We start from the raw sequence: 11,843 nt of genomic DNA, 5'->3' as shown, positions 1-11,843 counted from the left end.
ATGTACTTTTTCCTCGATTACGGAATTAAAAATTTGAGCATTAGTTATTAAAAGAAACGACTATGCCAACTTTCTATTGCAGGAACCTCCCACTGATCTAAATATTCTTCTTTAGTATTCACAAGGTTGTTAAATACTATGGTTTTCTTGCCAACCGCGCCATCTTTAGCCATCTTTTTAAAATCTGCTAAAGGTTTAAAATGCAAACGATCATTCTGAATGTAGGTCACATTCATTTTATCAAGCAAGGTCACCGAAAATTCTTTTTCAAGCTCTTGAATAAAATGTACCTGAGCATCAATAGAACATCCGCTGGCTGAGCTTTGTGTTTGGTCAAGACCGATGATGATGAAGCGGTCATATTTGATCTCAAAACCTGCATTCAGGGCTGCACCGTGCGCCGTCCACTTTTCTAAAAAAGCTGATAAATACTGCTGAAGCAGCGGCAGTTCTTCTTCGGTGAATTTGCGGTCGCTTTGGTAAATCCAAAGTCTTGATGTATCTGATAATTCTGAAAATGGAGTCAACATAAAATACGTGATATTTAGTCTCACAAACTTAACATTTATTCAAGGTCTCTTTAAAACAGATAGTGTTAAAAGGCTCTGAAATTGAAGGCTTAGAACCTCAAAATACCAATATAAAGTCTGTAGTTATCTGAATAGTAAAACTAAAAAAGCCACTCTGTCTGAGAGTGGCTTAAAAATTAGAACATTTCTGCTCTATAAATCTTCGGCTGAGGCGATCATTTCTGCAATATCCATCACCGCAACAGCATCTTCTTTTTCTTTGTTTTTAACCCCATCGGTCATCATTGTGTTGCAAAAGGGACAAGCAGCAGCGATAACTTCAGACTTTGTTTCTAGGGCCTCCTCGGTACGTGCGATGTTTACATCTTTAGTTCCTGGCTCCGGCTCTTTAAACATTTGTGCCCCACCGGCTCCACAGCAGAAGCCTTTAGTTTTGCAGCGCTTCATTTCTACTAGTTCTACCTCAAGCTTTTCAAGCAAGTCACGAGGTGCTTCGTAAATGCGATTGGCGCGTGCCAAATAACACGGATCGTGAAAGGTTATACGCTTTCCTTTAAACTTTCCTCCTTCTACAGTTAAACGCTCTTCTTTAATAAGCGTTTTTAAAAACTGTGTATGGTGCAACACCTCATAATTGCCACCTAAACCGGGGTATTCATTAGCAATGGTATTAAAACAATGTGGACAAGCAGTAACTATTTTTTTTACGTCGTATGCATTTAAAACCTCAATATTGGTCACCGCCTGCATCTGGAATAAAAACTCGTTTCCTGCACGTTTTGCAGGATCGCCTGTACAGCTTTCTTCAGTACCCAATACAGCAAAATCGACCCCGGCTTTTGCTAAGAGCTTAACAAATGCTTTTGTGATCTTTTTTGCCCGATCGTCAAAACTTCCGGCGCAGCCTACCCAGAACAGTACTTCTGGAGACTTTCCTTGCGCCATATATTCTGCCATCGTAGGTACCTTGATAGCTTCTGCCATAATTTTAATATTTGCTATTTTTTAAAGAACTTAATCTTTAAATACTTCAATTGTTACATCTTTTTCTACTAGGTCTGTAAACTTCCCTTTGTAGCGTGTAGCACGTACTAGGTGATTATCGATCCAGTGATAATTACCACCGCGTGGTTTTCCCATTAAAAGACTATGATAGTTAAAACCGTGCTCATTGAGCCAGTTTTCAGTCACCTCTCGATGCTCTTCGGTACGAGAAGTAAAGAAGCATATAATATGCCCTTCATCATACCATTTGTTTAAGGTTGCCAAAGCATCTGGAAATGGCTTGCACGTTGCCATACGTTCAGGCTCTTCGTTAGGCACATCTTCTGTAATTGTACCGTCTATGTCAATGAGGTAGTTTTTAACTCCTTCCGGCAAAACCGGGCTTACGTGTTCGCCGTCTTGCAGTTTGTCGCTTAACATTTTGTCTACTTCCTCTTTTTTCATGAGTTCTCTATTTTGATATTTACTGGTTGGTTTCTAGTTTTCAGAGATCCAATTGGCTCTATCCATCTGATTGAAAGGCCACGGAGCTGCATTGTTTTCTATATTAGTCATCGCGTTGTTAAGATCAGTAGGAGCAGCGCTCTGTTCCATCACTAAATACTGACGCATATCCATAATAATAGATAACGGGTTTATCCCTACCGGGCAGGCTTCTACACACGCGTTACACGTTGTACACGCCCATAATTCTTCACGGCTAATATAGTCATCTAATAATTGTTTACCGTCTTCTTTAAAAGTTCCTTTATTAGCATCTATATTTTTGCCTATATCTTCTATACGATCTCGCGTTGCCATCATAATTCTACGTGGCGAAAGCTTTTTTCCTGTTTGATTTGCAGGGCACTCGCTGGTGCATCTACCACACTCCGTACAGGTATAGGCATTTAATAACTGTGCCCAACTTAAATCTGTAGCTTCACTGGCACCAAATTTTGCCGGCACCTCATCTTCCGCCCCTTCTTCAGGCATCGCGTACGGGTCAGCTTCAGGGTCCATCATCAATTTAACCTCATTGGTCACTGCCTCGAGATTATCAAATTGCCCCTGCGGCTTCAGACGTGCAAAATATGTATTGGGGAATGCAAGCAGAATATGTAAATGCTTTGAATAATAGAGATAATTTAAGAATACTAAAATTCCTAAAATATGAATCCACCAAGCAGCACGCTCGATCAGGATTAACGTAGGAATGCTTAAGTTTTCAAATAAAGGAGCAATAAATTGACTAATAGGAAAGGCTCCTACAATTCCTTCTGCACTGGCATAATGTTCAGCACCTCTAGTCTGCAACGTCAAATCTGCCGCATTCATCGTCAAGAACAACAGCATCAAAACCACTTCAAAATAAAGAATGAGGTTAGCATCTAATTTAGGCCAACCTTTCATCTCCCGGTTCAAGAAGCGTTTGATGCGAAGGATGTTTCGGCGAATCCAGAAGATGATCACACCTACCAAAACCAAAAGGGCAAAAATTTCGAAAACCGCGATCAAGAAATCGTAAAACCCACCTAAGAAACTAAAAATACGGTGCGTACCAAAAATCCCGTCAATGATGATCTCGAGAACCTCAAGATTGATGATGATAAAACCGAGATAGACTAAAACGTGAATAATCCCTGAAACCGGACGCACGACCATTTTATATTGACCAAGCGCAATCTTAGCCATATTTTTAAAACGCTGCGCTTTATTATCTGTGCGGTCTTCATCACGACCTAATTTAATGTTGCGAATGAGCTTTTTAATATTGAATACAAAAAAGCCAACTCCTGCTGCGAGCGCAATTACAAACAAAATATTAGGTAAATACTGCATAGAAATTATCTAAGTGAATCTTTAGGCTCTTCATACGGTCCCGGGTTTTTCCCGAATACCGAAAAATGTACATAGCGCTTTGGATTGAGCTTGATGTCCTGCATCAATTCTTCCATTTGCTTGGTGGCACGCTCTAGGTTGTTATACATTTTATCGTCATTGATAAACTGACCTAAAGTGCCTTCTCCATTTTCAATTTTTGAAGAAATGCTTTCAAAATCTGCCAATACACTTTCCATACGCATTACCAAAGCGTTCACATCAACCTTTGAAAGGCTATCGCTTACTTTATTAAAGTTAGCTGACATCTCATCAAGATTGGTAAACGTACGGGTAAGTTTCTGGTCATTATCAGCTAAAAGCTTGTTAAGCGAGTTAGAAGCCTGATTAAAGTTAGCCGCAGTCTGACTGATCTGCTCAATGGTTTCTCTTAAATTTTTACGCGTTTTTTTATCTAAAACATCTGACACACCTACGAGAACAGAGTCAGTACTATTGATCACCTCTTCTACTTTAGCTTGTAATGGCGTAAGGCGCTCATTAACCAGTTCAAAAATACCTTCGTCAATGGTCCCCTGCAACGTATCTCCTGATTCTGCAACATCGCCACGCTCATAGTCAGGAACGATAGAAAGGTTCTTTCCACCGATCAATCCACCTCCATAAATTTGGGCTTTACTGTTTTTTGAGAATTGAAAATCATTCTGAACATTAAAGGTTACTAAAAGATCCCCACGAGAATCAGCAAAGTCAATAGACAATACTTTACCAACTACAAGACCGTTTATAGTAACGTTAGAGCCTTGTGACAAGCCTTCTACATTGTCGTAAATTGCGTAGTAGGTTCGGTCGTTATTTAAGAGGTTATTCCCTTTTAAAAAACTATAACCGAAGATGAGCAGAGCTATAGCAATTACTGCCAGAAGACCTGTTTTTACTTCTCTAGAAATGTTCAATGTAATTTTTTTTTGATGAGCCTCAAATTTAGGAATAAATTCTATTAAGGCTTTACACGCTAACTTTTATTTATAAATTCATTTGCGTTTTGCTTAATCCCATTTTTAAAAGCAACGATGTACGCAGTCTTGTATCCTTTAGATCTTGCTTCCTGCAATTTCCGTTCAATTTCTGTGTAGTTAGAGGTATCGCCATAATAGTATTTATACAACTTACCTTCTTTGCTTTTCTGAATACCTCTTAACCCCTTAAAGTTATAAGGCTTAGTATCCAGACTGCGACTGCTTGCGGCTATTTGCACTTTAAAAATAGCATCGTCTACAATGACATCTTTAACCTCTACCGCCGGAACAACCTTAGTAATCCCCAGAAAATCATTGGTGCTTACATTGTCTTTATATTTCCCTACCGCCTCAGCGATGGCGTGAGCAATTTCTTTTTGACCGTTAGACGAATTCAAATACCGCCCCTCTTCATTATTAGTAATAAAACCTGTTTCAATAAGAATACTCGGCATAACGGTTTGGTGCAAAACCACGAACCCTGCTTGCTTTACGCTTCGGTCCTTTCGGTGTAGTTTTACTCTGAAATTATCCTGAACATAACTCGCTAACTGAATGCTTTGATCTAAAAATTCTTCCTGCATTAAAGTAAGTCCGATTAAAGATTCAGGCGAATTCAAGTTATACTGCGCATACTTTTCCTCATAATTATCCTCCAGATAAATCACCTCATTTTCTGCTTTAGCAACCTCAAAATTGGTTTTATTTCGGTGCAACCCTAAAACATAAGTTTCTGCACCCAATGCCTGAGAATTATGGGCATTACAATGTATAGAAACAAACAGGTCTGCATTTGCCCGGTTAGCGATCGCTCCACGCTCTGCGAGTTCTACAAAAACATCGGTTTTACGAGTATACACCACTTCAATATCGTTATGCTTTTGGAGCTCTTCTCCTACTAACAATGCAATTTTAAGCGCGATGTTTTTTTCCAGCAGATTTCCTTTAGCATTTTTCCCGGGATCCTTTCCGCCGTGCCCGGCGTCAATGACTACCACAAATTTCTTAGTGTCAGCAGGTTTTTTGTTTGCAAAAATATTTTGCCCAGTCACTGCCAGAAGGAATACTAATATATAGGTTGTTATCGTTCTCATATTTGGGTAACGTCAATCAAGTGCTCCTATTTTATAAATAGAAATCATTTTTGCACGTTAAGGAGTACTTAAAAGTTTTATTCAACATATTTCTAAAATGCAGAAGATTTGTAAAGTTTCTTTCGCCATATTTAATGCGTATAACTTTAGGGCTTCTAAAAAATAGATGTAATTTTGGCACTTTGAAAATTGCCCTTACATTTACAAAAATAGTATTAATCCCATTGCAAACAAAGATCCTTTCAGTACTGCTAGTTTTAGGCTTAAGCCTTAGTTACTATGGGTCTTTACAAGCTCAGGAACTTCCGGTTAATACGCTAAAAACGATTCCTGCAGATACTACAGAATCTAATAACCGACTCATTCCTAAAGGAAACTTGCTCGTTGAGACGCCAGATGAAAGCGCCCAAGACAGTACCGCTCAAGATAGCATTGTTGCTCCGCGCGAAGCGCTAACAGATATTGTTAAGTACACCGCTACCGATTATTCTAGATTTGACCGTAGAGCAAACAAACTCTACCTCTATAACGAAGCGCAGGTTGCTTACACAGATATCACCATTACTGCCGGGCAAATCATCGTGGATAATAATACCAATACTGTTTTTGCTAAAGGTATAACCGATTCTACCGGTTACACACAACCTCCTGTTTTTGTTCAAGGCCCAAATACTGTTGAGCCTGATTCGATCAAATATAATTTTAAAACCGAAAAAGCACTTATTTACGGTTCGCGTACCCAGCAGCAAGAATTTTATATCAAAAATGAAGTGAGCAAGCGAGTGAACGACTCGGTTGTTTTTATGAAAAACGTGCGCTTTACTACCAGTGAAAATGAAGAAGATCCTGAGTACTATTTTTATGCGCGTAAAGTAAAATTCGTTCCCAATAAAAAGATCGTTACGGGGCTGGTCAATATGTTTGTATATGACGTCCCAATTCCTTTAGGTGTTCCTTTTTCTTATTTTCCTATGGAAAAGGAAACCAGCGTATCAGGATTCATTATGCCATCTCCGGGAGAGAATAATGAGCGTGGGTACTTTCTGCAAAATGGTGGTTATTATTTTGCACTGAATGATTATATGGACCTTACACTAACAGGTGATTACTATACTAACGGAAGTTACGCGCTGCGCGCAGCCAGCGCCTATAGAAAACGTTATAAGTTTAGTGGTAATGTAAACATTCGTTTTGAGCGTTTGTTATCTAGTGAGCGTGGTCTTCCTGATTTTTCTGAAACCAACACCTACAACATTCAGTGGTCGCATAGTCAAGATAGTAAGTCAAATCCTAATTCCAGATTTTCTGCTTCGGTAAACCTAGGAAGTAGTAATTACTTTCAACAGTCGACAAACATTGATAATACGGCGAGTAGATTAACTAACACGCTGAGCTCTTCGGTGTCTTATTCTAAGACTTTTCAAACCGTTCCGCAGGTAAATTTAGCCCTTACGGCGAGACACTCTCAAAACACACAAACGCAAGCTATAAATATGACTTTGCCTAGTGTAAATCTTAACGTAGATCGTATTTACCCGTTTGCACCTAAAGCCGGAAGCAAAAAAGGAATTTTTCAAAACATCAACTTCAACTACAGTATGAGTGGAGAAAACCGTTTTGAAACTACAGACAGCCTATTTTTTACCCCACAAATGTTTAGAGATGCCGAGTTAGGCGTGCGTCACAGCATCCCTGTGACGACCAACTTTAAACTGTTTAAACACTTTAGTGTTTCTGCGAGTACAAACCTTCAGGAAAGCTGGGTTTTTGAAACTATTGATCAACGTTTTGACCCCACCACCCGCGAGATCGTACTCGATACCGTTAATGGTTTTGATCGTTTTAATACGTATAATTTTAGTACCAGCGTGGGAACCACGGTTTATGGTCAGGCTAATTTTGGAGACGATAAAAAGATTCAGGCTATTCGTCATACGATGAAACCTTCGGTCTCTTTCAATTACAATCCGGCTTTTGACCAGTATTATGAGACCTTCTTAGCACCTGAACTCGACGACCCTAATGGCGATCTTACGCGCGAGGTGACTTACTCTCGTTTTGAAGGTGGTTTTTACGGAGCTCCAAGTAATTTTAGCTCCAGCGGAATTAGCTTTAGCGTAAACAACACTGTTGAAGCTAAAGTGCGTGATAAAGACAGTACCGCCGTTGAGCCCAAAAAGATAGACCTGATCAGCAACCTGGCTATTTCTACCAACTATAACTTTTTAGCAGACAGTTTAAAACTAAGTCCGGTTTCGGTACGAGGGACCATCCCGATCATTCAAAGCAAGCTAAGCGTAAACTTTAATATGACGCTTGACCCTTATGCTTTAAACAATAACAACCGACGCATAGACAAACTGAATATCGCCAATGGCGGAAGCCTTTTTAGACTGACCAATGCGAGCGCTAATTTTGGTTATTCTTTCAGCAGTAAAAGTTTTGGGAAAGAAAATGACGATCTTGAAGATGAAAACACGCAGACCGCTCGTAATGGTGGGAGGCGCGATAACTTACTTGGTGAAGACAGCAGGCAATTGCAAAACAAGTTTAACGACACAGAGGGCGCAGACGAAGATCCTGATAAAGAACAGGAATTGTACAATTATACCATTCCATGGAATTTGCGGGTAAACTATAATGTGAATTATGGAAATGCAGCACGCCAGAATATGATCACTTCGCACGCGATCAACTTTAGTGGCGATGTGGAGCTTGGCGAAAAATGGTTTGTTGGGGCCTCGTCTGGTATTGACCTTACCACCGGGAAATTTACACCAACCCAGTTGCGCTTTGCGCGAGATCTGGAGAGTTTTAATATGACTTTTGCCTGGACCCCATTTGGAACCTACGCTTCTTGGAACTTCTTTATAGGAATTAAGTCTAGCGTCTTAAGTGATCTGAAATACGAGCAACGCCGCACGCCAGATCAGCAACTTTAAACCAATCTAAAAAACCAAATACCATGAAAGAAATCATTAGTACCACAAATGCTCCGGCACCTATAGGACCTTACAATCAAGCCGTTTTTGCAGGAGACACGCTCTTTGTAAGTGGTCAAATTCCGTTGGATCCAAAAACCGGCGAACTCGTTAGCGGAGATATTGCTGCGGAAACTAAAATGGTAATGCAGAACTTACAAGCTATTTTAACCGAAGCCGGACTCACATTTGAAAATGTGGTTAAAAGCTCGATCTTTTTAAGCGATATGAACAGCTTTGCACAAGTAAATGAAGTTTATGGAACTTTCTTTAAGGAAGAAACCGCACCGGCTCGTGAAACTGTTGAAGTGGCTAACCTTCCTAAATTTGTAAATGTTGAAATTTCGGTTATCGCCATAAAATAAGTTCTTGCCCAAAAAGCATTAAAAAAGCCTGAACGATGCGTTCAGGCTTTTTTAATGTTAATAGGTGTAGTTGTACTTACACCATCATATAATTTTTGTGGTAAGCCACTAATCCTTCAATAGGACGTTTTAGAACTTTCCCAATTTTCAGGTCGTACTCCTGAAGTAATTCTTTCAGTTCAGCTTGTAGATAAAATGCAATTGAACCTACAAAGTGCACCGGAATTTCTTTAGCATTCTCAAACTGAAGAATTTGATGCTCAATAAATAATTTAAACCCTTTACGGATGAGTTTTCTGCAGTATTCGTGGTCTTTATTAGTGATCACAAAGCGTGCAAACTGGGCCAAATACGTATTAGGATTTGGCATTTTATACAAATGATTTTTAATGCTTTCTGCCGTTAAATCAAATTGCTTAGCAAACTCATAAGCAAGTTCTTTAGGTATCTTATTAAAGTGGAAATCACGCAAAAGTTGACGTCCAAAATAATTTCCGCTACCATCATCCATCAGGATATATCCTAATGAAGTTACCTTTTGCTCTATATTCTCACCGTCATAAAGGCTACAGTTAGAACCTGTACCAATGATACAAACAATACCGGCTTCATCTTTTCTAGTAGTAGCGTAAAGTGCAGCATAGGTATCTTCTTTAATATCGATTTCCTGTGCTTTATCAAAAAAATCTTCAAAAACACCCTGGATTAATTCCTTAGGTTTTTGAGTACCACAACCGGCACCATAAAAGTGCACGTGAGTAACATCGTGACGATGTTTGTACAATTCATAGTTGTTGATGATACGCTCTGTTAAGATTTCTGCAGACAAAACTTGTGGATTGAGTCCAAAAGTTTGTGTTTGAAATATTTCGGTACCTTCAGCATTTAATGCGATCCAGTCAGTCTTTGTCGATCCGCTATCTACTAATAATATCATGTGTTTGTAAGAGTTTAAAAAAACCTTTAAACCATAATGGTTTAAAGGGCATATATTCAGTTAATACGATTAAAGTGAATTAACGTATTCCGCTAAGTCAACTAACTTGTTTGAATATCCAAACTCGTTATCATACCAAGAAACGATCTTGAAGAATTTAGAATTCAATTCAATACCAGCACCTGCATCAAAAATACTAGTACGTGGGTCACTTACAAAGTCTTGAGAAACTACTGCTTCTTCAGTATAACCTAATACACCAGCCATCTCACCTTCAGAAGCCGCTTTAAAGGTCTTCTTGATATCTTCGTAGCTTGTGTCTTTAGAAAGTTTTACAGTTAAATCTACAACAGATACATCTGGAGTAGGAACACGGAAAGCCATACCGGTTAATTTTCCTTTCAATTCAGGAATAACTTTAGTTACAGCTACAGCAGCACCGGTACTAGCAGGGATGATGTTTGCTAAAGCAGAACGACCACCTCTCCAGTCTTTCTTAGAAGGACCGTCAACAGTCATTTGTGTTGCGGTAGTAGCGTGTACTGTAGTCATTAAAGCTTCTTCGATACCATAAGCATCGTTAAGAACTTTTGCTAATGGAGCAAGACAGTTTGTAGTACAAGATGCGTTAGAAACGATCTTGTTATCTGCAGTTACATCTTTATGGTTTACACCCATTACAAACATAGGTACATCTTTAGAAGGTGCAGAAATAACAACTTTCTTAGCACCTGCCTGAATGTGATAATCAGCAGTCTCCATAGAAGTAAAGATACCGGTACATTCTGCAACAACATCTGCTCCTACTTCATCCCACTTAAGGTTTTTAGGGTCACGCTCTGCAGTGATACGTACTGTTTTACCATCTACCACAAGGTTACCGTCTTTTACCTCAACAGTACCATCAAAGTTTCCGTGTACTGAGTCGTATTTTAAAAGGTATGCTAAGTGCTCAACATCTAATAAGTCATTGATCGCTACAACATCTACGTTATCACGTTTTACGGTTGCTCTAAAAACGATACGACCTATACGGCCAAAACCATTGATACCTAATTTTAAATTTCCCATTTTATTTACTATTTGATTTGTATTACTAATTATGTGGTCATTATTTCAGACACACGAACGAGTTCTTTATTTATATGTGATTTTCCTTTGATCGCTTTTTCAATAGGGTAGAGTTTCATTTTTTCATGCTGAATACCTACCATATAATTGCTTTCGCCTTCTAGGAGTGATTCTACAGCTTTAACACCCATTCTACTTGCAAGAACACGATCATAACAACTAGGAGAGCCTCCACGCTGCATATGCCCTAAAACTGCCACACGCACATCATAACCATCAAGGTTCTCATCTACGTAATCTTTTAGTTCAAAAACATTTTTACCTGTTTTATCACCTTCTGCAACCACAACGATACTAGAAGTTTTTCCGCTGGCCTTACTGCGCAATAACGACTCTAAAAGACGATCTAAACCTAGATTTTCTTCAGGAATCAAAATTTCTTCTGCTCCTGCTCCTACTCCTGCGTTTAAGGCAATATGACCTACGTCACGCCCCATTACTTCTACAAAGAATAAACGGTTGTGTGAACTAGCCGTATCTCTAATTTTATCTATCGCTTCTACAGCTGTATTAAGCGCGGTATCGTAACCTAAAGTTTTATCAGTACCACTTATGTCGTTATCTATCGTTCCAGGGATTCCCATTACCGGGAAATTATACTCTCTATTAAAGATAAGTCCGCCTGTGAACGTACCATCACCTCCTATAAGAACGAGGCCATCAATTTTATTTTCTACTAAATTGTCGTATGCAATTTTTCTTCCTTCAGGGGTTCTAAATCGGTCTGAACGTGCCGATTTAAGCATTGTACCTCCTCTATTAATGATATCACGTACGCTACGCGCATCCATAGGTTCAAAATCTCCATCAATCAATCCCTCATACCCACGGTAAATACCTACGCAATCAATTTTATGATATGCACACGTACGTACAACTGCACGCACCGCTGCATTCATTCCAGGGGAATCCCCACCAGAAGTTAAAACTCCGATTTTTCTAATTTTTTGTGCCATTTAC

11 protein-coding genes are annotated in these 11,843 nt (G+C 39.2%); 2 read left to right on the top strand and 9 right to left on the bottom strand.

Features of this window, described 5'->3' with window-relative positions; genetic code table 11:
* Positions 1–47 precede the first annotated feature (47 nt).
* From HCN54_RS02800 to HCN54_RS02775, 6 genes are all read right to left on the bottom strand, one after another.
* On the bottom strand, positions 48–530 hold the full coding sequence (locus HCN54_RS02800; RefSeq protein WP_072984579.1) for an ABC transporter ATPase: 483 nt from the start codon (positions 528–530) through the stop codon (positions 48–50).
* A 192-nt stretch (positions 531–722) separates the two neighbouring features.
* Positions 723–1,514 carry a (Fe-S)-binding protein gene (locus tag HCN54_RS02795; RefSeq protein WP_167596430.1) on the bottom strand — a complete coding sequence of 264 codons (792 nt, stop codon included), beginning with the start codon at positions 1,512–1,514 and terminating at the stop codon, positions 723–725.
* A 30-nt stretch (positions 1,515–1,544) separates the two neighbouring features.
* Entirely contained in the window at positions 1,545–1,979 is a 435-nt protein-coding gene (locus HCN54_RS02790; protein ID WP_009779419.1) for a phosphoheptose isomerase, read from the bottom strand.
* Positions 1,980–2,012: 33 nt separating this feature from the next.
* The gene (locus HCN54_RS02785; RefSeq protein WP_167596429.1) at positions 2,013–3,356 is read right to left on the bottom strand and encodes a (Fe-S)-binding protein; all 1,344 of its coding nucleotides are present in this window, start codon (positions 3,354–3,356) and stop codon (positions 2,013–2,015) included.
* Positions 3,357–3,361: 5 nt separating this feature from the next.
* Positions 3,362–4,312, bottom strand: a complete 951-nt coding sequence (locus HCN54_RS02780; RefSeq protein ID WP_072984573.1) for an MlaD family protein — start codon at positions 4,310–4,312, stop codon at positions 3,362–3,364.
* Between the two features lie 59 nt (positions 4,313–4,371).
* Positions 4,372–5,469 (bottom strand): N-acetylmuramoyl-L-alanine amidase, encoded by a 1,098-nt coding sequence (locus tag HCN54_RS02775; RefSeq protein ID WP_167596428.1) that lies wholly within the window; start codon positions 5,467–5,469, stop codon positions 4,372–4,374.
* A 134-nt stretch (positions 5,470–5,603) separates the two neighbouring features.
* On the opposite strand from HCN54_RS02775, the gene HCN54_RS02770 reads away from it, so the two are divergent.
* Positions 5,604–8,411 (top strand): putative LPS assembly protein LptD, encoded by a 2,808-nt coding sequence (locus HCN54_RS02770; protein ID WP_167596427.1) that lies wholly within the window; start codon positions 5,604–5,606, stop codon positions 8,409–8,411.
* Positions 8,412–8,434: 23 nt separating this feature from the next.
* Complete coding sequence (locus tag HCN54_RS02765) at positions 8,435–8,815, top strand: RidA family protein (RefSeq protein WP_167596426.1); 381 nt, start codon at positions 8,435–8,437, stop codon at positions 8,813–8,815.
* A 76-nt stretch (positions 8,816–8,891) separates the two neighbouring features.
* Here the strand turns inward: HCN54_RS02765 and HCN54_RS02760 are convergent, their stop codons facing one another.
* The 3 genes from HCN54_RS02760 to pfkA form a co-directional block, all read right to left on the bottom strand.
* Positions 8,892–9,752, bottom strand: a complete 861-nt coding sequence (locus HCN54_RS02760) for a BadF/BadG/BcrA/BcrD ATPase family protein (protein WP_072984565.1) — start codon at positions 9,750–9,752, stop codon at positions 8,892–8,894.
* A gap of 69 nt (positions 9,753–9,821) precedes the next feature.
* A complete protein-coding gene (gene gap, locus HCN54_RS02755) occupies positions 9,822–10,823 on the bottom strand; it encodes a type I glyceraldehyde-3-phosphate dehydrogenase (protein WP_072984563.1) in 1,002 nt (333 codons plus the stop codon).
* 29 nt (positions 10,824–10,852) lie between these two features.
* Complete coding sequence (gene pfkA / locus HCN54_RS02750; RefSeq protein ID WP_167596425.1) at positions 10,853–11,839, bottom strand: 6-phosphofructokinase; 987 nt, start codon at positions 11,837–11,839, stop codon at positions 10,853–10,855.
* Positions 11,840–11,843 lie beyond the last annotated feature (4 nt).

Source organism: Leeuwenhoekiella sp. ZYFB001 (genome assembly GCF_011784865.1).
Classification (GTDB): domain Bacteria; phylum Bacteroidota; class Bacteroidia; order Flavobacteriales; family Flavobacteriaceae; genus Leeuwenhoekiella; species Leeuwenhoekiella palythoae.
This window is presented reverse-complemented; position numbering and strand designations above follow the sequence as displayed.